Annotated in this window: 25 protein-coding genes and 2 pseudogenes; 10 read left to right on the plus strand and 17 right to left on the minus strand. The window is 74.0% G+C overall.

Going from position 1 to position 22,724, the window contains the following annotated elements; all coding sequences use genetic code 11:
- Positions 1–4: 4 nt before the first annotated feature.
- The 3 genes from ACYQ8Q_RS03490 to ACYQ8Q_RS03500 form a co-directional block, all read right to left on the minus strand.
- Entirely contained in the window at positions 5–760 is a 756-nt protein-coding gene (locus ACYQ8Q_RS03490; protein WP_460061752.1) for an aspartyl/asparaginyl beta-hydroxylase domain-containing protein, read from the minus strand.
- Between the two features lie 90 nt (positions 761–850).
- Positions 851–1,084 (minus strand): hypothetical protein, encoded by a 234-nt coding sequence (locus tag ACYQ8Q_RS03495; RefSeq protein WP_460061754.1) that lies wholly within the window; start codon positions 1,082–1,084, stop codon positions 851–853.
- Positions 1,085–1,192: 108 nt separating this feature from the next.
- Positions 1,193–2,203, minus strand: a complete 1,011-nt coding sequence (locus ACYQ8Q_RS03500; protein WP_460061756.1) for a LacI family DNA-binding transcriptional regulator — start codon at positions 2,201–2,203, stop codon at positions 1,193–1,195.
- Between the two features lie 123 nt (positions 2,204–2,326).
- Between ACYQ8Q_RS03500 and ACYQ8Q_RS03505 the strand changes: the two genes are divergently transcribed.
- Together ACYQ8Q_RS03505 and ACYQ8Q_RS03510 are read left to right on the plus strand one after the other, a co-directional pair.
- The gene (locus ACYQ8Q_RS03505) at positions 2,327–3,481 is read left to right on the plus strand and encodes a Gfo/Idh/MocA family protein (RefSeq protein WP_460061758.1); all 1,155 of its coding nucleotides are present in this window, start codon (positions 2,327–2,329) and stop codon (positions 3,479–3,481) included.
- 20 nt (positions 3,482–3,501) lie between these two features.
- Positions 3,502–3,771, plus strand: a complete 270-nt coding sequence (locus tag ACYQ8Q_RS03510; RefSeq protein ID WP_460061759.1) for a hypothetical protein — start codon at positions 3,502–3,504, stop codon at positions 3,769–3,771.
- Here ACYQ8Q_RS03510 and ACYQ8Q_RS03515 read toward each other — a convergent pair.
- The 3 genes from ACYQ8Q_RS03515 to ACYQ8Q_RS03525 form a co-directional block, all read right to left on the minus strand.
- Complete coding sequence (locus ACYQ8Q_RS03515; protein ID WP_460061761.1) at positions 3,739–5,454, minus strand: sensor histidine kinase; 1,716 nt, start codon at positions 5,452–5,454, stop codon at positions 3,739–3,741. The two genes, ACYQ8Q_RS03510 and ACYQ8Q_RS03515, sit on opposite strands and share 33 nt — an antisense overlap.
- A 239-nt stretch (positions 5,455–5,693) precedes the next feature.
- Positions 5,694–6,395 (minus strand): helix-turn-helix domain-containing protein, encoded by a 702-nt coding sequence (locus ACYQ8Q_RS03520; protein ID WP_460061763.1) that lies wholly within the window; start codon positions 6,393–6,395, stop codon positions 5,694–5,696.
- A 61-nt stretch (positions 6,396–6,456) separates the two neighbouring features.
- Positions 6,457–6,954 carry a flavodoxin domain-containing protein gene (locus ACYQ8Q_RS03525; protein ID WP_460061765.1) on the minus strand — a complete coding sequence of 166 codons (498 nt, stop codon included), beginning with the start codon at positions 6,952–6,954 and terminating at the stop codon, positions 6,457–6,459.
- Positions 6,955–7,122: 168 nt separating this feature from the next.
- On the opposite strand from ACYQ8Q_RS03525, the gene ppk2 reads away from it, so the two are divergent.
- Entirely contained in the window at positions 7,123–7,926 is an 804-nt protein-coding gene (gene ppk2, locus ACYQ8Q_RS03530; RefSeq protein ID WP_460061767.1) for a polyphosphate kinase 2, read from the plus strand.
- 13 nt (positions 7,927–7,939) lie between these two features.
- On the opposite strand, the gene ACYQ8Q_RS03535 is transcribed toward ppk2, so the two are convergent.
- The 5 genes from ACYQ8Q_RS03535 to ACYQ8Q_RS03555 form a co-directional block, all read right to left on the minus strand.
- Positions 7,940–8,812 (minus strand): universal stress protein, encoded by an 873-nt coding sequence (locus ACYQ8Q_RS03535; protein WP_460061769.1) that lies wholly within the window; start codon positions 8,810–8,812, stop codon positions 7,940–7,942.
- A complete protein-coding gene (locus tag ACYQ8Q_RS03540) occupies positions 8,809–9,831 on the minus strand; it encodes a zinc-dependent alcohol dehydrogenase (RefSeq protein WP_460061771.1) in 1,023 nt (340 codons plus the stop codon). The genes ACYQ8Q_RS03535 and ACYQ8Q_RS03540 overlap by 4 nt, the downstream gene beginning before the upstream one ends.
- A gap of 24 nt (positions 9,832–9,855) precedes the next feature.
- The gene (locus ACYQ8Q_RS03545) at positions 9,856–10,761 is read right to left on the minus strand and encodes a universal stress protein (RefSeq protein WP_460061774.1); all 906 of its coding nucleotides are present in this window, start codon (positions 10,759–10,761) and stop codon (positions 9,856–9,858) included.
- Between the two features lie 127 nt (positions 10,762–10,888).
- Positions 10,889–11,803 carry a universal stress protein gene (locus ACYQ8Q_RS03550; protein ID WP_460061777.1) on the minus strand — a complete coding sequence of 305 codons (915 nt, stop codon included), beginning with the start codon at positions 11,801–11,803 and terminating at the stop codon, positions 10,889–10,891.
- Positions 11,804–11,947: 144 nt separating this feature from the next.
- Positions 11,948–12,676, minus strand: a complete 729-nt coding sequence (locus ACYQ8Q_RS03555; protein WP_460061778.1) for a DUF429 domain-containing protein — start codon at positions 12,674–12,676, stop codon at positions 11,948–11,950.
- 132 nt (positions 12,677–12,808) lie between these two features.
- On the opposite strand from ACYQ8Q_RS03555, the gene ACYQ8Q_RS03560 reads away from it, so the two are divergent.
- Both ACYQ8Q_RS03560 and ACYQ8Q_RS03565 read left to right on the plus strand, forming a co-directional pair.
- The gene (locus tag ACYQ8Q_RS03560) at positions 12,809–13,273 is read left to right on the plus strand and encodes a Crp/Fnr family transcriptional regulator (protein ID WP_460061780.1); all 465 of its coding nucleotides are present in this window, start codon (positions 12,809–12,811) and stop codon (positions 13,271–13,273) included.
- 145 nt (positions 13,274–13,418) lie between these two features.
- Positions 13,419–13,841 carry a pyridoxamine 5'-phosphate oxidase family protein gene (locus ACYQ8Q_RS03565; RefSeq protein WP_460061782.1) on the plus strand — a complete coding sequence of 141 codons (423 nt, stop codon included), beginning with the start codon at positions 13,419–13,421 and terminating at the stop codon, positions 13,839–13,841.
- Positions 13,842–13,935: 94 nt separating this feature from the next.
- Here ACYQ8Q_RS03565 and ACYQ8Q_RS03570 read toward each other — a convergent pair whose 3' ends face one another.
- A complete protein-coding gene (locus ACYQ8Q_RS03570; protein WP_460061785.1) occupies positions 13,936–14,628 on the minus strand; it encodes a response regulator in 693 nt (230 codons plus the stop codon).
- Between the two features lie 355 nt (positions 14,629–14,983).
- Here ACYQ8Q_RS03570 and ACYQ8Q_RS03575 point away from each other — a divergent pair, with 355 nt between their 5' ends.
- Positions 14,984–16,198 (plus strand): globin domain-containing protein, encoded by a 1,215-nt coding sequence (locus ACYQ8Q_RS03575; protein ID WP_460061787.1) that lies wholly within the window; start codon positions 14,984–14,986, stop codon positions 16,196–16,198.
- A 31-nt stretch (positions 16,199–16,229) separates the two neighbouring features.
- Here the strand turns inward: ACYQ8Q_RS03575 and ACYQ8Q_RS03580 are convergent, their stop codons facing one another.
- Together ACYQ8Q_RS03580 and ACYQ8Q_RS03585 are read right to left on the minus strand one after the other, a co-directional pair.
- Positions 16,230–17,549: a hypothetical protein gene (locus ACYQ8Q_RS03580; RefSeq protein ID WP_460061789.1), complete on the minus strand. Its 1,320-nt coding sequence runs from the start codon at positions 17,547–17,549 to the stop codon at positions 16,230–16,232.
- 48 nt (positions 17,550–17,597) lie between these two features.
- Entirely contained in the window at positions 17,598–17,771 is a 174-nt protein-coding gene (locus ACYQ8Q_RS03585) for a hypothetical protein (protein ID WP_460061791.1), read from the minus strand.
- Between the two features lie 315 nt (positions 17,772–18,086).
- On the opposite strand from ACYQ8Q_RS03585, the pseudogene ACYQ8Q_RS03590 reads away from it, so the two are divergent.
- Positions 18,087–18,696, plus strand: a pseudogene (locus ACYQ8Q_RS03590) (class I SAM-dependent methyltransferase); the annotation flags it as partial.
- A 20-nt stretch (positions 18,697–18,716) separates the two neighbouring features.
- On the opposite strand, the gene ACYQ8Q_RS03595 reads toward ACYQ8Q_RS03590, so the two are convergent.
- Together ACYQ8Q_RS03595 and ACYQ8Q_RS03600 are read right to left on the minus strand one after the other, a co-directional pair.
- Complete coding sequence (locus tag ACYQ8Q_RS03595; RefSeq protein WP_460061793.1) at positions 18,717–19,214, minus strand: EVE domain-containing protein; 498 nt, start codon at positions 19,212–19,214, stop codon at positions 18,717–18,719.
- Between the two features lie 59 nt (positions 19,215–19,273).
- Complete coding sequence (locus tag ACYQ8Q_RS03600; RefSeq protein WP_460061795.1) at positions 19,274–20,401, minus strand: LacI family DNA-binding transcriptional regulator; 1,128 nt, start codon at positions 20,399–20,401, stop codon at positions 19,274–19,276.
- Positions 20,402–20,628: 227 nt separating this feature from the next.
- On the opposite strand from ACYQ8Q_RS03600, the gene ACYQ8Q_RS03605 reads away from it, so the two are divergent.
- Entirely contained in the window at positions 20,629–21,720 is a 1,092-nt protein-coding gene (locus tag ACYQ8Q_RS03605) for a GNAT family N-acetyltransferase (protein WP_460061796.1), read from the plus strand.
- Between the two features lie 21 nt (positions 21,721–21,741).
- Here the strand turns inward: ACYQ8Q_RS03605 and ACYQ8Q_RS03610 are convergent.
- Positions 21,742–21,867 (minus strand): annotated as a pseudogene (locus ACYQ8Q_RS03610) (TerD family protein); the annotation flags it as partial.
- 79 nt (positions 21,868–21,946) lie between these two features.
- Between ACYQ8Q_RS03610 and ACYQ8Q_RS03615 the strand changes: the two are divergent.
- Together ACYQ8Q_RS03615 and ACYQ8Q_RS03620 are read left to right on the plus strand one after the other, a co-directional pair.
- On the plus strand, positions 21,947–22,225 hold the full coding sequence (locus ACYQ8Q_RS03615; RefSeq protein WP_460061799.1) for a hypothetical protein: 279 nt from the start codon (positions 21,947–21,949) through the stop codon (positions 22,223–22,225).
- 49 nt (positions 22,226–22,274) lie between these two features.
- Positions 22,275–22,457: a hypothetical protein gene (locus ACYQ8Q_RS03620; RefSeq protein ID WP_460061801.1), complete on the plus strand. Its 183-nt coding sequence runs from the start codon at positions 22,275–22,277 to the stop codon at positions 22,455–22,457.
- Positions 22,458–22,724 lie beyond the last annotated feature (267 nt).

The raw sequence follows: 22,724 nt of genomic DNA on the forward strand, positions 1-22,724 counted from the left end.
GCCGTCAGCTCTCGCCCAGCAGACGGCGGATCTCCGTGAACAGCGCGGTCAGCGCGCGCCGCTCCGGGAGCGTCGTCTCGGGGTGCCAGAGGTCGAGGAGCAGACAGGTCCTCGGGCGGGCGCCCTCGTTGCGCGCCTCGTGCTCGAAGGAGTAGTCGAAGAGCAGGCACCTCCCCTCCTCCCAGGACCGGGTCTCCCCCGCCACCGTGAGGCGGCAGCCGTCCGGGATGTCCACGGCGAGATGCAGGTTGATGCTGAAGTTCCACAGGTCGCAGTGGGGGGCGATCACCGCGCCCGGCAGCAGGGTGGAGAAGTGGCATTCCAGGAGCGGGCAGATCTTCTCCGTCTCCACGGCGGTCTCCCTGACCACCCGATGGGCGGTGGGCGCGAGCACCGCCGACTCCGCGACGAGCGCGCCGTCGCGGAAGAGATGGAGGGCCTGCCAGTCCTCCTGCCGGGTCAGATAGTGCTCGTAGTCCGAGAACGCCTCGCGGCGCGCGACCCAGGCGGCGTCCAGCTCCCGCTTGATCGCCTGATGGTTCGCTTCCAACGCGTGGACGACGGGGGCGAGTTCGGCGTGGGCGTACGGATCGTGCCAGGGCGTGGGCGAGAGCCCCGGCAGGATCCACTTGGCCGCTCTCCGCAACGGATGCCGATCCTTCCCGGCGCCCGGTTCCAGCATCCGTTCGACCCGCGCGAGCGATACGGCGCCGAACTCGGCGCGGATCGCCTCGAAGGCGGTCTCTGTCTCTGGTGTCACGAACCAGTAGTCGGTCGCGGACGCCGTCGAGTTCCCGACTTCTTCGCGTCAATTTCCTTATGTAGAAGGGGAGTTGACGACTGTCGCACATCAGTGCCCCATGTCGTCCATGCCGTCCATGCCGTCCATGCCGTCCGTGGCACCCATGTCCCCCGTCTGCGAGGACCCGGTCGGCACGGTCCCCGTGCTCACCCCGGGCGCGGGCGTCGCGGGCGCCTCGGGCCTCAGGGCGGAACCGGTGGCGTACGACACCGTGAACACCAGCGCGAGCAGCAGCGCGAAGCCGCAGAGAACGGGCAGGGGGGAAGTGCGGGACTCGTCCATCAACCGTCGCTCCAGGTCGGCTCGCACGGCGTCACCGGGTCGCGCCGCACCGATGCAGTAGTCGCAGCGGCCGGGGGCCGGGTTCCCGGGACGGCCCTGTGGTGCGCGTCACTCCCCGCTCCGTGCGGGCGGCGCGGTCGTCCCCCGTACCTCCAGGGTCGGCGTCGACAGGACGGTCCGCTTCGGGCGGGCCGGGTTCTCGATGCGGTCGAGGAGGTGCTGCGCGGCGCCGCGGCCGACGTCGTGGCCGGCGTTGTCCACCGTGGTGAGCCAGAGGTGGCGCAGCCGGGAGAGGTAGGTGTTGTCGTAGCCGACGAGGGAGAGGTCCCGGGGGACCTGGAGGCCCGACTCCTCGGCCGCCGACAGGGCGCCCACGCAGGCGATGTCGTTGAAGGCGAAGACGGCGGTCGGCCGCTCGGGGGTGCTGAGCAGCCGGACCATGGCCCGGTAGCCGCCCTCCTCGGTCAGGTCGCCCTGCTCCACCGTCGCGTCCGCCGCGAGCCCGTGCTCGCCCATGACCGTCTCGAAGCTGCGCCGGCGCAGTGCGCCGACGACGCCCTGCCCCGCGATGTGGGCGATACGGCGGTGGCCGAGGGCGATGAGGTGCTCGGTGGCCAGCCGCGCGCCGTGCTCGTCGTCGCCCGCGACGACGTCGACCCGGGGCAGATCCGGCTCGCGGGCGCCCGCCACCACGGTGGGGATGTGGGTGGCGGCGGCGCGCAGCGCCTCGGAGGGGGGCAGGGTGCCGACGGCGACGAGTCCGTCGACCCGCAGTTCGGTGAAGGTGCGGGTGAGATCCTCGCCGAGGCGGCGGTTGAGGTGGCCGTCGGCGAGCAGCATGCGCAGCCCGTTGTCGTGGAGGCGGGAGTTGAGACCGTCCAGCAGTTCCACGAACCAGGGGTTGCGCATGTCGTTCAGAAGGACGCCGACCGAGCGGGTGCGGCGCTCGCTCAGACTGCGCGCGGCGGCGTTGGGCCGGTAGCCGAGGTCCTCGACGGCGGCCAGCACGGCCTGCCGCTTCTCGGGGCGGACCTGTTCGGAGCCGCGCAGGACGAGGGAGACCAGGGACTTCGACACACCGGCGCGTTCGGCCACGTCGCGGATCGTCGGAGGTCTCATGGTGTGGACCGTTCCACAGGGTGACCGGCTTGTCAAAGGGTGGTCCTGGGGTTGACACCTGTGGATTCGAGCCCCAGGGTGAGGCAGGTCGCTGTGTGGAACGGTCCAAAACGAAGAGGTGTCATGGCAAGCACGCTCGGTGTCGCCGTCGTCGGGTTCGGCTGGATGGGACGGGTGCACACCCAGGCGTACGCCCGGATCGCGCACCACTATCCGCGGCTGGGCCTGCGCCCGGAGCTGATCCGGGTCGCGGAGGAGGTGCCGGGCCGGGCGGAGGAGGCGGCGGCGCAGTTCGGCTTCGCCTCGACCACCCGGGACTGGCGCGAGGTGGCCGCGGACCCGCGGGTGCGGGCGGTCAGCATCACCGCGCCGAACTTCCTGCACCGGGAGATCGGCGTCGCGATGGCCCGGGCCGGCAAGCACATCTGGATCGAGAAGCCGGTGGGTCTGACCGCCGAGGACGCCGGGGCGGTCGCCGACGCCGTCGCCGCGGCGGGGGTGCAGGGCGCGGTCGGCTTCAACTACCGCAACGCGCCCGCCGTGGAGGCCGCCCGCGAGCTGATCGCCTCCGGGGAGATCGGCACGGTCACCCATGTCCGCGTCCGGCTCTTCAGCGACTACGCGGCCCATCCCGAGGGCGCCCTGACCTGGCGCTACGAGCGGGCGCGCGGCGGCAGCGGGGTCCTGGGCGACCTCGCCTCGCACGGGGTCGACCTGGCCCGCTTCCTCCTCGGCGACATCGTCTCCCTCACCGCCGACACCGCGGTCTTCGTCTCCGAGCGGGCCCGTCCGACCGGCGCGACGGCCGGCCACAGCCGCGCCACCGGCGGTGAGCTGGGCCCGGTGGAGAACGAGGACTACGTCAACTGCCTGCTGCGCTTCGCCTCCGGCGCCCGGGGCGTCCTGGAGGCCTGCCGGGTCTCGGTCGGCGAGCAGAACAACTACGGCTTCGAGGTGCACGGCACGAAGGGCGCGGTGTTCTGGGACTTCCGCCGGATGAACGAGCTGGGCGTCAGCCGCGGTACGACGTACCAGGACCAGCCGGTGAGCACGGTGTACGTGGGCCCCGGCGCGGGCGAGTTCGGCGCGTTCCAGCCCGGCGCCGCCAACGGTATGGGCTACGACGATCTGAAGGTCGTGGAGGCGTACCGCTTCCTGCGCTCGATCGCCGAGGGCACGCCGTACGGCACGACGCTCACGGACGCGGTGCGCAGCGCCGTCGCACTGGAGGCGATGACCCGGTCCGCCGCGACGGGCACCTGGGTGGACCTGGCCTGAGCGACCTGCATGCCTGGGGCGTGGAGACATTCTGCGCCCCTCACGCCCGCGCCCCTCACGCCCGCGCCCGTCGCGTCCCGCCGCCCGCTGACGCCGGCGGCGGCGGCCTGGTGGCCTCGGCGGTGGCCGACCCCGTCGTCACGCCCCTGCGCGGCGGCGGCACGACCGTCGAGGTCCGGATCCCGGAGATCCGGGCGACGTCCGCGCCGTCCGTCCTCCCCACCGCCCTGCCCGAGCGCAGCCTTGCACCGCACCCGTCAAGGCTTCAGCGGTACCCGCCACACCAGTGACGTGCCGCCGTCGGCGGGCCCGGTCGGCTCGAAGGTGCCGCCGAGCTGTTCGGCGCGTTCGGCCATGTTGCGCAGCCCGCTGCGGCGCCCGCCGTCCGGGAGGCCCACGCCGTTGTCCGTGACCGACAGACGCACCTCACGGCCGTCGGTCGCCAGGACGACCTCGGCGCGGTCCGCGCGGGCATGGCGGGCGATGTTGGTGAGCGACTCGGAGAGGACGGCCACGACGTGGTCGGCGACCTCCTTCGGGACGTCGGTGTCGAGGAGTCCCTCCATCCGCACACTCGGGGCGAAGCCCAGGACGGGGGCCGCCTCGCCGACCACCCGGACCGCGCGGGCCCGCAGTCCGGTGCCGGCGGCCCCGTCCCGGGTGCGCAGGCCGAAGATCGTCGACCGGATGATCTTGATGGTCTCGTCGAGGTCGTCGACGGCCCGGGCGACGCGCTCGGAGGCCTCGGGATGCTCGATGAAACGGCCCGCGCTCTGGAGGGTCATCCCGGTGGCGAACAGCCGCTGGATCGCCAGGTCGTGCAGATCGCGGGCGATGCGGTCGCGGTCGGTGAGGACGGCGATCCGCTCGGCGTCCTGCCGGCGCTCCGCCAGCTCCATCGCGATCGCCGCCTGGCCCGCGAACACCTGGAGCGGCTCGGTCTCCTTCTCGGTGAAGGGGGTGTCCCCGGACGCCCTGACCAGCAGCACGACACCGCGTACGCCGCTGTCCCCGGTGCCCACCGGGACGGCCACCGCCGGGCCGAGCCCGGTGAGGCGCAGGGGCCCCGCCGGCATCCGCTCGTCCTCGGTGACGTCCGCGCTGATCACGGCGGCCACCGTGGAGAACGCCTCGCCGATGAGGTTCCCGCCGGCCGGCAGGACCAGGCCCCGCAGCGCCTCCGCCTCCGCGCCGAGGGCGAGTTCCACGGTGAGGGAGCCCGTCTCCTCCATGGGCATGGCGACCACGGCCAGCGCCGCCCCCGTGATCTCCCGGGCCCGCCCGGCGATCAGACCGAGCACCTCGGCCCGCTCGGCCCCCGACATCAGACTGTGGGTGATCTCCGCGTTCGCCCCCAGCCAGCGCTCCCGCAGCCGGGACTCCTCGTAGAGCCGGGCGTTGTCGATGGCCACACCGGCGGCCACGGCCAGGGTGAGCGTGACGGAGACGTCCTCCTCGTCGAACTGGCCGCCGCCCCGCTTCTCGGTCAGATAGAGGTTGCCGAACACCTGGTCGCGGACCCGGATCGGGACACCGAGGAAGGTGTTCATCGGCGGGTGGTGGGGCGGGAACCCGTACGACGAGGGATGCTCGGAGAGCTTCGCCAGCCGCAGCGGCTCGGGGTTGCGGATCAGCTCCCCCAGGATGCCGTGCCCCTCGGGGTACGGGCCGATGCGGGCGATCTCCTCCTCGGAGACCCCGACGGTGTGGAACGCGGACAGCCGTCTGCCGTCGGGGCCGATCACCCCGAGCGCCGCGTACTCGGCGTCCACCAGCACCGCCGCCGCCTCCACGATACTGCGCAGCGCCTGCTCCAGGTCCAGCTCCCGGCCGACCGAGAGCACCGCCTCCAGCAGGCTGTGCACCCGGTCCCGGGTGCCCCGGGCGGCGTCCAGCCGTGCCTGCAGTTCCTCCAGCAACTCGTCGAGCCTCAGTTGAGGCAGCCGTACCCGGGCCTCCTCGGGGCTTCCCACCTGCGCTCCTCCAGGTCCCCTGACCATGCCGGACACCCACCGGTCCGATCATGTGCCACGGTAGTGCCCGGCGCACCGGGGCGGAACCAGTGGGGTCCCGGTCCTCCGGTCCGGCCGGCCCCGAGGGCCGGGACGGCGTCCGGAGCGGGACGTTCGGCACCTGGGCAAAGGGAGCTTTCTGTACGACCCTGGGAAGCAGGAGCGGCACCGATCCCCCGCGGTGTCGCTCCGTCGCCGTGTCACCCGGCCGGGACCTCCGTCTCCGCGCGCCGGCCGATCCGGCGTCCGGTGACGGCGTACGGCTGGATCCGCACCCATACGTCACGCCGGCCGCCGGCCCACGGGGTGCTGTGGACCTGCCGTGCCAGGCGCTGCGCCTCGCCGAGGTCGGTCACCATGCGGGCGTGGCCGCGCACCAGCACGCTCCAGCCCTCGCTGAACACGTCGTCGATGCGGTCGACCTCGAAGGCGACGGGGCAGCCGACCGCCAGGGACGGCGTCGCGCCCCGCGCCGTCCTGAAGACGATCACGCCGTCGACGACGCTGTAGTTGACCGGCACGATCACCGGCGCCTGGGCGGTGGGCACCGCCAGCCTCCCGACGCCGTGCGTGGCGAGCAGATCGCCGCACTCGGTCCGGGTCAGCTCGGTGAACTCGGGCGTGTGCCCGGCCTGTCCGGCACCGGGCGGGAGGTCGGCGTCGCCGCCGGTGAGGGCCGACACCGTGGTCCCCAGCACACCCGCCAGGCTGAGCAGGGCGCCCCTGTTCGGGGCGGCTCCGGGGTGCCGCTCCAGATGGGCCAGGTAGCTGGGGGCCATGCCGGCCCGGTCGGCCGTCTCCCGCAGCGACAGTCCCAGCACGGCCCGCCGCGCGGCGAGCCGGCGGCCCAGATCGCCGGCGGGCGGCCCTTCCGAGACCTGCGTCGGTGTCTGTTCGGCCATGGCCGTCACGTCCTTTCGCGGCTGCTTGGGTGCGTGGGGTGCGCGGACGCGTCGAAACGTCCTACGAGCGGTTCAGTTCATGGGCGATCCCGTCCGCCCAGGTCTCGATCGCGGCGAAGTCCCGGAAGTCGCCGCCCTTGCCCGAGCGCAGGATCATCCCGGCCACCCGGCCCTTGGCGCCCTCTTCGAGGCATCCTCCGAACGTGATGTGCTCCCGGGCGTCCAGCCCCGTCATCGCCCGCCGCACGCCCCGTACGGGCGGGATGTCCTTCTCGGACGCCGAGGGGTCCAGCGGTCCGCTGCTGAAGAGCCAGACGGGGCGTCCGGCCAGCATCCGGCGGTGGCGCCGGACGAACCGGCGGGCGTCCTTGTGCCAGCGTCCGGCGTACAGCCCGCCGCCGACCACCACGGCGTCGTACGCGGCCACGCTCGCCACGTCGCGCGCCGGGCGCGCCTCGGCGGACAACCCGTCCTTGCGCAGTACGTCGGCCACCGCTTCGGCGATCTCCGCCGTCGAACCGTTGGTGGTCCCGTACGTGACCAGCACCTTGTCGGTCATGACGGTTCGCCTCCTCCGTGATCGGCTCCCGCGTCCGACGACACTCCGCGGGACCCTTCGATCCTCGCGCGCCGCGGCGGGCGCCGGCAGGGGCCGCTCGGCCCCATCCGGCGCCGATGGTCCCGCCGGTCCCGCCGGTCCGCCCCGGGGCGGGTAGCGTGACGTCCCATGGCCGGCAAGAAGGCGGCGGAGCTGCCGCGCAAGGTGTACGAGAAGGAACTGCTGCGTCTCCAGACGGAGTTGGTGAAACTCCAGGAGTGGGTGCGGGCGAACGGCGTCCGGCTGGTGGCGGTCTTCGAGGGGCGGGACGCGGCCGGCAAGGGTGGCACGATCAAACGGGTGGCCGAGCACCTCAACCCGCGGGTGGCCCGGATCGCCGCTTTGCCGAAGCCGACCGAGCGCGAGCGCACCCAGTGGTACTTCCAGCGGTACGTCGAGCATCTTCCGGCCGCCGGGGAGATCGTGCTGTTCGACCGGTCCTGGTACAACCGGGCCGGCGTCGAGCAGGTGATGGGTTTCTGCTCGAAGGAGGAGCACGAGCTGTTCCTGCGCCAGTGCCCGATCTTCGAGCGGATGCTGATCGAGGACGGCATCCTGCTGCGCAAGTACTGGTTCTCGGTGAGCGACACCGAGCAGCAGGAGCGGTTCCGGCGCCGGCTGGAGGACCCGCTGCGGCGCTGGAAGCTGTCGCCGATGGACCTGGAGTCGATCACCCGCTGGGAGGCGTACTCCCGGGCGAAGGACGAGATGATGGTGCACACCGACATCTCCGAAGCGCCCTGGTACGTCGTCGAGAGCGACGACAAGCGCACGGCCCGGCTGAACATGATCGCCCACCTGCTGTCCACGGTGCCGTACCGCGAGGTGCCGCCGCCGGTGCTGGAGCTGCCGCAGCGGCCGCCGTCGACCGGCTACCAGCGCTCGCCGCGCGATCTGCGGACGTACGTCCCCGATCACGCGGCGGATCTCTGAGCGCCCCCGCCCCTCACTCCGGCTCGGGCACCACGGCGACGGTGCAGTCCGCCCGGTGCAGCACCCCGTGGGCGACCCGGCCGAGCTGGAGCCCGAGGTGCCCGTGCGTGCGCCGCGCGCCGACCACCAGCAGGCCGGCGTCCCGGGAGGCGTCCAGCAGGACGTCACGGGGCGGGCCCTCGACGGTGCGGCGGCGCAGCTCGACATCGGCCGGGACGTCCGCCAGGGCCTCCTCCAGGGCCTCGGCGGCCCGCTCCTCGTGCAGGCGCGCGGGCTCGCCGGTCAGCAGGGGGTGGTCCGCGCTCTCCCTCGCCGGGCGGCGCCAGGCCCGTACGGCGTCCAGGGGCACCCCGCGCAGTCTCGCCTCCGCGGAGGCGAAGCGCACCGCCGCGGAGTCCTTGCCGTGCGCTCCGACGCCCACCACGACCGGGCCGTGCGGCTCCGTGCCGAAGCCGTCGCCGCGGACCACGATCACCGGGCAGTGCGCGTGCGCGGCCACGGTGAGGCTGACGGAGCCGAGGAGCATCTCGCGGACGCTGCCCCGGCCCCGGGTGCCCAGCACCAGCGCGCAGGCGTCGCGTCCCTCCCGCACCAGGACGTACTCGGGTTCCTCGGCCACCACCTCGGCCGAGACCGTCAGCTCCGGCCGGCGCTCGCGGGCCCGGCGGGCGGCCACCGCCACGATGTCGTCGGCGCGGACCTCCTCGTCGGGCTTGTGCTCCCCGGCGAGCGCCGTGCCCTCGTAGCGCTCCCAGAGGGAGGCGTACACCACCCGCAGCGGCGCCTGGCGCAGCGCGGCCTCGTCGGCGGCCCGGTCCACGGCGCGCAGGCTCGGCCCGGACCCGTCCACGCCGACGACCACCGGCCGTTCGTCGTCGGTCCTCACCGGCCCGCTCCGAGGTCGAAGACGATCCGGGCCTTGACCTGGCCGCGCAGCACGGCCTCGATCGACTCGTTGACGCTCTCCAGCGGGCGGGTCTCGTGGATGACCCGGGTGCGGCCGGCCGCGTGCAGCCGGAACACCTCGGCGAGGTCCTGGCGGGTGCCGACGATCGAGCCGATGACGGAGGTGCCGTTGAGGACCGTGTCGAAGATGGGGAGTTGGACCGTGCCGTGCGCGGGCAGGGCGACCATGACCAGCTTGCCGCCGCGCCGCAGACCCGCGTACACGGCGGAGAAGGCGGCCTCGTTCACGGCCAGCGCGATCGCCGCGTGGGCGCCGCCGTACCCCTTGAGCACCTGGCCGACGTCCTCCTTGCGGGCGTCGATGAGGATGTCGGCGCCGAGGTCGGCCGCCAGGTCGAGCTTCTCGTCGGTGACGTCGATCGCGGCGACGGTGGCGCCGGCGATCTTCGCGTACTGCACGGCGAGATGGCCGAGCCCGCCGACGCCGGAGATCGCGACGAGCTGCGCCGGCCGCACGTCGGCGACCTTGAGCGCCTTGTACGTCGTGACGCCCGCGCAGGTCAGCGGGGCGGCGTCGAAGGGGCTGACGCCGTCGGGCACCGGCTGGGCGAAGTCGGCCCGGGCGAGCATCTTCTCGGCGTACCCGCCGTCGCAGCCGTAGCCCGTGTTGACCTGCTGCTCGCACAGGGTCTCCCAGCCGGACAGACAGTGCTCGCAGCGTCCGCACGCCGTGCCCAGCCAGGGCACGGCGACCCGCTGTCCGAGGGCGAGGTGGGTGACGCCCTCGCCCAGCTTCTCGACCAGGCCGACGCCCTCGTGGCCCGGCACGAACGGCGGGCTCGGCTTCACGGGCCAGTCGCCGTGCGCGGCGTGGATGTCGGTGTGGCACAGCCCGGAGGCCTCCACCCGGACCCGGACCTGGCCCGGGCCGGGTTCGGGGTCGGGGCGCTCCTCGATGACCAGGGGCTCGCCGAACGCTCGGACGACCGCTGCCTTCATGGGGTGACTCCTGCGGATGACGGGTCAGTCGTGGGGGACCACGGCGACGGGGACGGTGGCGTGGTGCAGGACGGCGTGGGTGACATGGCCGATGTGGCTGCCCACCGGGTTGCGGCGGGCGCGCCGGCCGACGACGACCAGGGAGGCCTCGTGCGAGGCGTCCACCAGATGGACCGCGGGGCTGCCGTAGCGGGTGACCTCGACGGTCTCCACGCCCGGGAACCTGCTCCGCCAGGGGCTGAGCGCCTTGGCGAGCTCCTCGGCGGCGTTGAGGGCCAGTGCCTCGTGCAGCGCGGGGTTGGCGGGGGTGCCGTAGGCGTAGTAGGGCGGCGGGTTCCAGGCGTGGACGACCCGCAGCGAGGTCTGGCGGCGCAGGGCGGCGTCGAAGGCGAACGCGAGGAGCGACTCGTCGGGGTGCGCGGTGTCGAGGCCGAGGACCACCGGCCGGAAGGGGGTCGCGGCGGACGGGATGCCCACCGGGTCCGGCTCGTGCTCGTCCGCGGCCTGTTCCAGCGCCCGGACCAGCACGACGGGGCGCTCGGCGTGCGCGACGACCGACAGGCCGACCGAGCCGACCATGAACCCGCCGAGGCCACCGAGGCCGCGCGAGCCGAGGACGAGCAGTTCGGCGTCCTTCGCCGCCTCGGCGAGGACGTCGCCGGGGTGGCCGTAGAGCTGCTCGGTGATGACCTCGAGGCCGGGGTGGCGCAGCGTGATGCCCTCGGCGGCCTCGCGCGGGATCCGCTCGGTCCAGTGCTGCTGGGTCTCCGCGCCGAGGAGCGGGGCCTGGGCCATCGGCTCCGGCACCGGCTCCCAGACATGGACGAGCTTGAGCGGCAGGCTGCGCAGGGTCGACTCGCGGGCCGCCCACTCCGCGGCGGCCCGGCTCTCGGGCGAGCCGTCGAGGCCTGCGGTGACAGTGCGGAGCATGATCTCCACCTCCTGGGGCAAGGGATCGGATTCCAGCGTGGTTTCCCGGGGGCCCGGGCGGCAGGGGCCGGTGGTCCCGGGTGGGGTCCGACCGGCCCGGCCGGCGGGCCCGGGCGGGGTGCCGCCCTCAGTCGTGCGGTACCACCGCGACCGGTGCCGAGGCGTGCTGCAGGACGGCGTGCGTCACGGGGCCGATGCGGCCGCCGACCGGGGTGCGGCGCGGCGCGCGGCCCACGACGACCAGGGCGGCGTCCCGGGAGGCGTGCACGAGATGGCGGCCGGCGCCGCCCACGACCGCCTGTTCGTGGACCTCGACGCCGGGGAACTTGTCCCGCCAGGGCCGCAGGACCTCGCTCAGCCGGTGCCGTGCCTCCTCGGCCAGCTCGGCGTCGAGACCGGCGTCCAGGACGGCGCCGTAGCCGTAGACGGCCGCCGGGTTCCAGCCGTGCACGACCCGCAGCCCGCCGGCGCGGCGACGGGCCGCCTCGAAGGCGAACTCGAGGACGGCGGAGGCCGGGTTCGCGACGTCCAGGCCGAGCACGACGTCGCGGTACGGCGTGGTCTGCGAGGCGGCTCCGGCGGCGTCCGGCAGATGCTCGTCCTCCGCGCGTTCCCCGGCCCGGACGAGGACGACGGGCCGCTCGGAACGTGCCACGACGGCCAGGGCGACGGAGCCGACCAGGAACCCGGTGACCGTGCCGAGGCCGCGGGACCCCAGGACCAGCAGGTCGGCGTGTGCGGCGGCGTCCAGCAGGGCGGGCACCGCCTCCTGCCGGGTCTCCTCGGCGGTGATCCGCAGATCGGGGCGGCGCCGCGCGAGCCGGGACTCCGTCTCCCGGAGCAGGTGCGCGGCCCAGTCACGCTGCCCGGCGAGCACACCGGGCGCGGAGATGCCGCCGAGCGGCGCGTACAGGGGGACCACCGGTTCCTCGGCGTGGACGAGCCGCAGGAGCGCCTCCTGCTGGGCCGCCTCGCGGGCGGCCCAGTCCGCGGCGGCGAGACTCTCGGGCGAGCCGTCGAGACCGACGGTGATGACGGACATGTGCGGACCTCCTTGGGGGATGCACCGCAAGTCTCCGGTCCGGTGCCCCCGGGACGGCAGGGGCCTGAGGTCCTTACCGGGGGCCGAACGGCCCTACGGCCGATACTCCATGACGGTCCGTCAGCCGAGCCGTCGGCCGAGCCGTCAGGCGTGCAGAAGGCCGGCGAGGGAGTGCGGTTCGGGGAGGTGGATCCAGCCCTCGGTGCGCGCGGGTCCGGCGTCCTCGGCGGTGGGCCACGCGGTGCGCCCCAGGCCGATCGCGCGGGCGGTCAGCGAGGCGATGAGCGCGTCGTAGGCGTCCCGGTCGGCGGCGTACGTCTGCCGTGCCGGGCCGGTAAGGCGCAGCCAGGGTGCCGCGGCGGTCAGTTCGTCCACGGTGCCGAGGGACAGCCCCCATCGGTGCCGGGCGGCGGCCGGGTACACCTCGGCCACCCGGCCGGCCCCCGTGCGGTCCACCGGGTGGCCGAGCCGTGCCAGCCGCGCCTGGAGGCGGGCCCAGCGGGCGGCGACGGAGCCGAGCTTGTCGAAGGAGACCGACAGCGGGAAGCGCGGGGCGTGCCGGGCGACGAGCAGATCGGTGCGCCGGTAGCGCAGGGCACGGAGATCGTCGTCGCCCTCGGCGTCCCGGCCCGGCCAGCCGGGGTGCGGTGCGGCGTGGGCGGCCATCGCCTCGACGAACGCGACGGGCCAGCCGAACGGACAGTCCACGCCGGCCCGGTCCCCCTCCCCCAGCGCGGTGAGCAGCTCCAGCAGGCGTTCGTCCGTGCAGCGCAGGACCGGGGCGTGCACGACGGCCCGCTCCCCGGACCAGTCGATCACGGACACGGCGGTACGACGGGGGCGCGCGGAGAGGTCCACGCCGACGGTGCGCATGCCCTCAGCATGCCCTGTCCGGGGCCGGGGCCGACCGGCCGGGACCGGGTACCGGACGGCCCATGGCCCGCCGACGGGCGCCGGGAACATGCTGGACATGGCAGATCCCGCCGACCCGCCCGGAGGCACGCCATGATCGACATCCCTGCGCCCAGCATGCTGCGCGCCCTGCCCGCCGAGCACCGTGAGCGGCTCCTGCGCGTCGCCCGCGAGGTGTCCTTCCCGCAGGGGACGAGGCTGTTCGAGGAGGGCGGCCGGGCCGACCGGTTCTGGATCGTCCGTACCGGCACCGTCGACCTCGACATGCATGTGCCCGGCCGTCGCGCGGCCGTCATCGAGTCCCTGCGGCACAACGAACTCGTCGGCTGGTCCTGGCTGTTCACCCCCCACGTCTGGCATCTGGGCGCGGAGGCGGCGACACCGGTGCGGGCGTACGAGTTCGACGCCACGGCCGTCCGCATGATGTGCGAGGAGGACCCGGAACTGGGCCGGGCGGTCGGCCAGTGGGTCGGGGACGTCCTCGCCCACCGGCTGCGCTCCACCCGCACCCGGCTGCTCGACCTGTACGCCCCGTGGGGCGCCGACAGCGCCGTCTGATCCCGCACCGCACCCGGAGGGCCCCGCGACACTCATGTCGCGGGGCCCTCCGCCCCGTCCCGCTCCGTCCGGCGGTCCGTTTCGGCTGCCCAGAACAGGCCGTCCGGCCCTACCGGGACCCGACGGCACGTCCCACGATGGACGGATGGTTCAGAACGATGCCTTTCGCGTGCTCGACCGACAGGAGTGCCTGCGCCTGCTGGCGAAGGTGCCGGTCGGCCGTGTCGTGTACACCCGACACGCGCTGCCCGCGGTCCTCCCCGTGAACTTCACCCTCGACCCGGACGCCTCCGTCGTGCTGCGCACCTCGGCCGCCTCCGACCTGGTCCGTGCGATCGACGGCGTCGTGGTCGCCTTCGAGGCGGACGAGTGGCACGCGGCGACCCAGTCGGGCTGGAGCGTCGTCGTCACGGGGCAGGCCGCCGTGGTGACCGACCCGGCCGAGCACGACCGGCTGTCCGAGAGCGGTCCCACCTCGTGGATGCCGATCAGGGACGGCGTCTTCGTCCGGATCGAGCCCGGCATGGTCACCGGGCGCGAGGTGATCGGGGCCCGGGAGAGCGCCTGAACACAGCGGTACGGCAAGGGGCCATGGGTCCCTTGCCGTACCGGGCGGAACGGGTGCGCGGGCGCGGGCGCGCGGGGGCAGTGCCCCTTCTGCCTCAGTTCCCCTTCTGCCGGAGCCGGTCCTGGGCCTGGGTGGCGATGACGGCCGCCTGGATGCGCCGTTCCACGCCGAGCTTGGCGAGCAGCCGGGAGATGTGGTTCTTGACCGTCTTCTCGGCCAGGTACAGCCGCTGTCCGATCTGCCGGTTGGTCAGCCCCTCGCCGATCAGGGCCAGGATCTCGCGCTCCCGCTCCGTCAGGCCCGGCAGGGCGTCCGGCTCGGGCTCCGGCTCCTGGCCCTGACGCAGCCGGGCCATCAGCCGGGTGGTGGCGCTGGGGTCGAGCAGCGACTGCCCGGCGGCGACGGTGCGGACCGCGGACACCAGGTCCGTGCCCTGGATCTGCTTCAGCACATAGCCCGAGGCGCCGGCCATGATCGAGTCGAGCAGGGCCTCCTCGTCGTCGAACGAGGTCAGCATCAGACAGACCAGCTCCGGCATGCTCGACCGCAGCTCGCGGCAGACGGTCACGCCGTCGCCGTCCGGCAGCCGTACGTCGAGCACGGCCACCTGGGGGCGCAGCGCGGGCACCCGTACGAGGGCCTGCTCCACGGTGCCCGCCTCGCCGACCACGGTGATGTCCGGCTCGTCGTTCAGCAGGTCGCGCACCCCGCGCCGGACCACCTCGTGGTCGTCCAGCAGGAAGACCCGGATCGGGCTCTCGGGTTCGGGACGCTCGCCGTCCGCCATCGGATCGCTCCTCGTTCATGCCGTGGGACGCCTGGGCCGGCCCCGCCCCGTACGCGGGGGTGACCGGTCCTGGCCTTTATGGAGATCTTGCGCCATCCGGGACCGCAGGGCCAGGGCCTGTCGGCCCTACTGCGCCCGGTCCCCGGGCCGAAGGGCGGTCGTGTCCCGGCGTACGGCCCGGCGGCCGGGCCGCCCGCCGGGCCGATGTTCCCGGACTCCCGGGGCCATTGGTCCCCTTTTCGCCCTCGACGGCCGATCGGGCCCCGAATCCGGGATTTCGCCTGCTAGACAGAGGTGCGCCGCCCCGAACCGAAGCGGCGCCCACCCTTAGCTCACGCCCTGCCCGGGAGGCTCCATGCTGTCCGCAGAATCCGCCGCCGTGGTCCGTGCCACCCTGCCCGCGGTCGCCGGAGCGCTCGACGAGATCACCACACGGTTCTACGCCACGATGTTCGGCGACCGGCCCGAACTGCTGGACGGGATGTTCAACCGCGGCAACCAGGCGAGCGGCGCCCAGCGGCAGGCCCTCGCCGCCTCGATCGCCGGGTTCGCCACCGCGCTGCTGGACGCCCCGGACGCCCGTCCCGACCTGCTCCTGGACCGGATCGCGCACAAGCACGCGGCCGTCGGGGTCACCGACGACCAGTACACGATCGTCCACAAGTACCTGTTCGGCGCGATCGCCGAGGTGCTCGGCGACGCGGTCACCCCTCAGGTCGCGGCCGCCTGGGACGAGGTGTACTGGCTGATGGCGGGGGCCCTGATCGGGCGGGAGGCCCGGCTCTACCAGGACGCGGGGGTCGCGCCCGGCGAGGTGTGGCGGCCCTGGACGGTCGTCGAGCGCCGGGAGGAGACCGCGGACGTGGCGTCGTTCCTGCTGCGTCCCGCCGACGGCGCGCCGGCGCCGCACGCCCGGGCGGGCCAGTACGTGAGCGTGCGGGTCCGGATGCCCGACGGGGTGCGTCAGCTGCGGCAGTACAGCCTGTCCTGTGACCCGGGCGGCGAGCTGCGGCGGATCACGGTCAAGCGGGTCGCGGGGTCGGTGGACGGACCGGACGGGGAGGTCTCCACCCTGCTGCACGACCAGGTCCGGGCGGGGGACGAGCTGATGCTGTCCGCGCCGTTCGGCGACGTCTTCCTCGACGAGCCGGCCGACGCCGGCACACCGGTGGTCCTGGTCTCGGCGGGCATCGGCTGCACGCCCATGACCGGCATCCTGGCCCACCTCGCCGCCCTCGGCTCGACCCGCCCGGTGCTGGTCCTGCACGCCGACCGCTCCCCCGCCGAGCACGCGCTGCGGGCCGAGACCCGCGACCTCGTGGAGCGGCTGCCGGGCGCCCGTGCCACGTTCTGGTACGAGCGCCCCGGAGCGGAGGAGCCCGCCGCCCGGGCCGGTCTGATGGACCTCGACGGGATCGAACTGCCCGCGGACGCCACGGTGTTCCTGTGCGGACCGGTGCCCTTCATGCGGGAGGTGCGGGGCGCTCTGCTGCGCGCCGGCGTCCCGGCCCGGCGGATCCGGTACGAGGTGTTCGGCCCCGACCTGTGGCTGCCCGCCCCGACGGCGTGAGCCCGGCCCCTCCCGACGGCTCCGGCCGGGTTCACAGGTGGTGCACCCGGGCGGAGCCGTCGACCCAGTGCCAGTTCACCGGGGCGTACTCCTTCTTCCAGGCCGTCCGCCCGCGGGCGTAGCTCTTCAGCGCCGCCTCCACCGCGGCCGCGAGGCCGTCGAGGTCCTCCGGGACGGGCACGCGGAGCAGCAGGTGCTGTTTGCGGTGGGCGAGGAGGAGTTCACCGGCGGGTGTGGCCTCCAGGAGGGTGAAGTGGGTGAGCGCCTTGTACGGCTTGTCCTCGGTGGACATCCGCGCGCGCAGCCGGCCGTCGGCGCTCCAGGCGTACAGGCCGAAGCGGTTGAGGTGGAAGGCCCGGGCGCGGTACGGGTCGCCGACCACGGTGAAGCAGAAGCCGGTGAACGGGCTGTCCTCGTAGCGGTGGAGCCCTTCCAGGCGGCCCCGGACCGCGCCCCGGTCGTCGAGGAGCGCGAAGGTGAAGACCTGGCCCCGGTTGCCGGAGCGGTGGAGGCGTCCGAAGACGGGGACGACGAACAGGTCGTCGCCCAGCGCCGCCGGCCGTCCCAGCGTGCAGTCGTGGTAGTCGAAGGAGCGGGCGGAGTCCCGGGACACGATCTCCGTCAGCGACGGTGAGGGGCGGTTGTCGCGGCCCACCGGCGCGCCCCGGAAGCGGACGTGGGGGTACAGGTCGGCGTCGGTCTGGCGGTGGGTGCGTGCGTCGTGGGTGGCGAGGGCGCGGAGCGTGGCCTTGGAACCGGGGGCGAGCGGCTCGCCGGGCTCGGTGAGGGCGACGACGTTGGGGTGGGCGCCGGCGGAGTTGCTCAGCCCGTACTCGGGCGTCACGCACAGCAGCCGGCCCGAGGGCGTGACGGATATCGACGCGGCGTAGGGGTCGCCGTTGCGCTCCTTCTCCTCCTGCCAGCCCCAGGGCATCCGCCAGGAGGCCAGGACCCGGCTGAGGTCCGCGGAGATCAGATGGGTGCTGCCCGGCTTCGAGCTGACGGCCACGGTTCCGTCCGGGAGGACCGCCAGCGTCGGCTCGGTGCCCTCCTCGATCGCCGAGGGCGTGCCGTCCGGCCGCGGCTGTCCGTGGAGGGCGACGGCGACGGGCCGTCCGTCGGCGCCGTAGCGGGTGATGAGCTGACAGCGGAAGTTCCGTTCGGCGGGATCCGTCGTCCCCTCGGCCTCCCATCGATAGCGCCCCGCCCCGGACACCACGTAGGTGTCGCCCGCGGGCGTGGCCACGGCGTGATGGGTGACGAATCCCCATCCGTCGCCGGTGGGATCGACCCGGCGGGCGGCCGTCAGGGAAGCGGGCAGGGTCAGCGGCGAGGTCAGGGGCGACGTCATGATCGGCATCTTCCTCCGGACCACTGACAACGCCCGGGGCGGCACGGGTCAGGAGAAGATCCGCAGCTCCGGGTAGCGCTCCGGAAGGCGGTCGAACGCGCCCTCGTCGCCCCGGCGGCCGAGCCGGCGGTCGAAGAAGGCGGTGAGGCAGGCCCGTTGGGCGGTGATCGCCCGGTGCGGGGCGAGGGTGCCGATGTTCTCCTCGACGGTCGCGCGCGGCAAACCCAGCCGGTGCGCGATCCGGGGGACGAGCGGCTCCGCGTCGGTGTACGTCCCGTGCGCGGCGCCCCGCAGGATGAGGCCCTGGCGCGGACCGCGGCTGTGCCGACAGGGATCGCCAGGACGGCACCGTGCCGAGGTCGTTGCCGTCCTTGCCGAGGAGGAGGAAGGGGCGGTCGAGGCCGTCGGCTGCGACGGTGGAGGGATGACCGGTGGTGCCCTCCTCCTGGACGTGGGCGAGCACCCCGTCGAGGTTGGCCGCCGCCGCGAGACGCGGGTCGTCGTGCAGGGCCTGGAGGGCCGTGAACCCGCCCGCCGGACTGGGGCGCGAGCGTCCGGGAGGCAGGGCCGTGTCCTCGACGCGCTGCTGGGCCGGGCCGGGGCGGCAGTCCTGGACTGCTCCTGCGGGATCGGCACCCGGGCCGTCGGCCTCGCCCTGCGCGGGCACGAGGTCACCGGGACGGATCTCAGCCCCCGGGCCGCCCGGGAGGCCGCGCTCAGGGAGGTCCCGCTGCGCACGGCCGCCGCCGGCCTGCGCCGACTGCCCTTCGCGAAGGCCCGCTTCGACGCCGTCGTCTGCGCCGACAACTCCCTGCCGCGCCTCCTGACGGCCCGGGACGTGGACACCGCGCTGACGGAGACGCGCCGTGTCCTGTGTCCCGGCGGCCGGCTGCTGCTCAGCACCCGCCCCTACGACGACCTGCTGCGCGACCGACCCGCGTCGACACCTCCGCAGGTCCACCGGGCCACGGGCGGGGCGGAGCGGACCGTCTCCTTCCAGCACTGGCACTGGCACGAGGACGGCGAGGACTACGACCGGGACCGTCTGACCGCGCTGGTGACCGACGCGGGTTTCCTGGCCCCCGGGTGGCGGACGCCGGAGGAGTCAGGATTCCAACCGCTGCTCACCGCACGCGCGGCCCCGTAGGCGACCGCGGTGACCGCCCCTCATCGCTGCATCGCGCGGCGCAGCACCTCGAAGTCCGCCACGGCCAGCGGCAGCAGCCCGAAGCGCAGTCCGTAGCCCCAGGTGCGCTCCCGGGTCAGGAGCAGCTCGTGGGTGACGGTGTGCAGGCCGACGGCGTGCACCTGAGCGAAGTCCACGGTCCGCCGCCAGGGCCTCAGGATGCCTCTCGCGCCCATGTCCACCATCTCGTCGGCGAGATGGGGCTCACCGTCGGCGACGGTCCCCAGCGCCGTGAAGGCGCGCAGCTTCGCCCGGTCGCCCCTGCGCTCGGTGGGCGAGTAGATGACGAACCCGTCCCCCCGGCGCAGCCGGGCGAGGTTGCGGCGGTCGCCGTGGTTGAGCTGGATCCAGCCGTGCCGGCTCGCATGGCGGGCGTGCTCGGCCGACACCACACCGAGCCAGGCCCGCTCCGGCGGAACGGCTCCGTCGCGGGCTGCTTCCTCACACCCCAGGGGGATGACGGTCTGACGGCTGTGCACGGGGACTCCTCATGTCGGGGAACGTCGTCCTGGCCCGCCCATGCTTGCCGCCATACCTGTCATGTTCCGTCATGTTTTCCCGGCGGGCGCACGGACCGGCGGACGACCAGCTGGGTGCTGAGGATGACGTGGTCGTCGCCGGTCATGCGCTCGGTCCGCTCCAGCGCCAGCCGGACGGCCGTACGGCCCAGTTCCTCGTACGGCACCCGCACCGAGGTGAGCGACGGGATGAGGTCGGCGGCGAAGGGGACGTCGTCGAAGCCGACCACCGAGACGTCGCCGGGGACGTCCCGACCGGCGTCGCGCAGTGCGGCGAGCGCGCCGAGCGCGACCATGTCGGTGCCCGCGACGACCCCGGTGAACTCCACCCCCGACCTGAGCGCGTCCCGGGTGCGCTGGTAGCCGGAGACACGGGTGTAGAGACCGGGGACGTCCAGTTCCTCCTCGTACGGCAGCCCGTGCGCGCGCAGGGCGTGCAGATGGCCCTCCCGCCGCTGGATCCCGGTGCTCAGCCCGGGATCGCCGCCGAGCAGGAGGACGCGCCGGTGGCCCTGGGAGAGGAGATGGTCCGCGGCCTGGAAGGCCCCGCCCCGGTTGTCGTAGTCCACGACGGTGACCGGGAGGTCCGCCGGCAGCGGCGGGCGGCCCACCAGCACCAGCCGGGAGCCGGCGGCGTCCAGGGCACGCGCGTACTCGGCCATGCGCCGGAAGTACGCCTCGTCCTGCACGGCGCCGCCGACCAGCACGACCGCGGCCGCGTGCTGCTCGCGCATGAGCTGTACCAGGTCGTTCTCGCGCGCCGGGTCCCCGTGGGTCGCGCAGACCAGGCTCAGCCGGCCCCGCAGCGCCGCCTCCTGCTCCACCCCGGCGGCGACATGGGCGAGCGAGGGCCCGGTGATGTCCCGCAGCACCAGGGCGATGGGCCCGGCGACCTGCCCGGAGAGGGCCTTGGCGTGCACGTTGACGACATAGTGCAGCGACTCCACCGCGGCCATGACCCGTTTCCGGGTGGCGGCGGAGACCGGGTAGTTGCCGGCCAGCGTCCTGGAAACGGTTGCTACCGAGACCCCGGCCCGCTGGGCCACCTCACGGATCGTGCTCGGGCGGTCGCCGCCTGCGATGTTCTTCCGTCGACGCTTGGCATCCCTGGGCTCGGGGCCCGCGCCGGAGTCATTTCCCGTCAGCATCACACCGCGACGTTACTGCATCGGTCACTCACCTGAACCCTCGGAAGTCCTCGCCGACCCCTCGATTCCAGCAAACGGTTACTATCACTTCCTTCCCCTGCGCATCCCCGGATCCGGGGTCGAGCACGGTTCACCCGTCCCCGTGACTCCTCGGCTGAACGTTCACATAGGCCGGTTTTCCCGTTCCGGGCGCCTGACCTGCGCGTCTCATCGACGATGGAGGGGCCATGACCACCACTGCTCCGCGTATCTCCATCGTGCGCCCCCGTGATCTGACCGCCGCAGACCTCGACCACTGGAACGAGCTGCGGGCCGCGACCACGACCGCCGCCAACCCGTTCATGAGTGCCCAGTTCAGCCAGGCCGTCGGCCGGGTACGGCACGACACCCGGGTGGCGGTCCTGCGCCGCAACGGCCGTACGGTCGGCTACTTCCCGTACCAGCAGGGCCGTTGGGGCTGCGGCCGGGCCGTCGGCCTGGGCGTCTCCGACTGCCAGGGCGCCGTCCTGGACCCCGGCCTGCGCGTGGACCCGCACCACCTGATGCGGGCCTGCGCCCTGAACACCTGGGAGTTCAACCACCTCGAAAGCGGCCAGGACCTCTTCCTGCCGTACGCGACGGGCCAGTTCGCCTCCCCCGTCGTCGACCTCACCCAGGGGTTCGCGCACTACGAGCACCATCTGCGCGCCCACGCCCGTGGCTTCCTGAAGACGGCACGGGCCCAGGAACGCCGGATGACCCGGAACATCGGGCCGGTCCGCTTCGTCCACGACGACCGGAGCCCGGCGGCCCTGCGCACGCTCGTCGCCTGGAAGTCCGCCCACTACCGCCGCACCGGCCGGCGTGATCCCTTCGCCCAGCCGTGGATCGCCCGGCTGGTGGACGGCCTCGCCGCGACCGAGGCCCCGGACTGCTCGGGCACCCTCTCGGTGCTCTACGCGGCCGGCCGGCCCGTCGCCGCCCACTTCGGCCTGCGCTCGCGCACCGTCCTGTCCTGCTGGTTCCCCTCGTACGACCGGGCCCTCGCCACGTACTCACCGGGCCGCATCCTCTATCTGCGGATGATCGAGGCCGCCGCCGAGTCCGGCATCCGGCTCGTGGACTTCGGCCGGGGCGAGGCCCCGTACAAGAACTCCTTCAAGACGGGGGACCTCCTGGTCCACGAAGGAGCCCTGAGGACGGCGGACCCCGCCGCGGCCCTGCACTGGCTCCGCCACGAGCCCCTGCGCGCCGCCCACCGCGTGGTGCGCGGCCACCCCGCCCTGAAGAACGGGGCGGTCCGCGTCCTCAGGGCCGTCGGCACCCTGCGCCACCGGTGACCGGGCGCCGGTCCGGCAGGGCTCTGCGGAGGCGTCCTCGGAGACGTCGTGGCGGGCGATCTCGGCGCCGCCCGCCCGGTTGACGCCCCGGATGAACGCGTTGCGCACCTGGCCGAAGCTCTGCCCCCCGTTCTCCGCGTCATGGATGACGGCAGTGGGACGCCCGGGTCCCGGATGGGTAGAGAGCTTGCAGTGTTGCGCACATCTCAATGACCGGAGGGCCTTCATGCGGCGGATGCGTGAGGCCGACCTCCGGCTGGGGGCCGCGATGGCCGAGGTCGAGGGGCTCTACGCCGCGGTGCTGCGGGCCGGCACCTCCGGGCGCCGCCGCCGGCTCCAGGCGGAGCTGTCACGTGCCGCCGGCCGGCTCGCCGACCTCGCGGCTCCGCCGTCGGCCCCGCGGGCGCGGACCGCCGTACGGCGCTCACGCCGGGACCGGCGACGCGCCCTCGCCGAGCGGGGCGCCGAGCGGATCATCGCGCGGTACGGGAGGCGCGCGGGCTGACCGCGTTCCGCGGGGCGCGGGCGCGGCGATCGCGCTGGGTCTCGGCTCGGTGTCCAAGCCGGTGATCTCGCACCAGACGGACCCGCTGCCGCACCGGCTGGGCCTGCCCGCCGCGCTCAGTCACGGCGCGGCCTTCGCCGTGGCGATGATCGTGGTGGTGTTCCAGCACATGGTCGGCGAGATGGCCCCCGGGTCCTGGCCCATCGCCCACTCGGAGCGCTCGACGCGCTGAGCAACGCGCTCGTGCGGCTGTGCCCGGTGACCCCGGAGCGGCTCGGCCTGATCAGCAAGGACGACTCCGAGTTGATCACCAATGCGCCGACCGAGCCCCGGACGCGGCCGCGCCTTCGAGGAACTGCGGCGTCGGCGGGTCTCGCCGTTCGTGGTGCGGGAAGCGTCGGGACTGCTCACCGGTCCGGTCACGCTCGACGACCTGCCGGCCCGGCTGCCGCGGCCGCGGACGGTCCGAGTCCGCGGACCCGCTCACCTTCGCCGGGCG

Source organism: Streptomyces sp. YKOK-I1 (genome assembly GCF_054660435.1).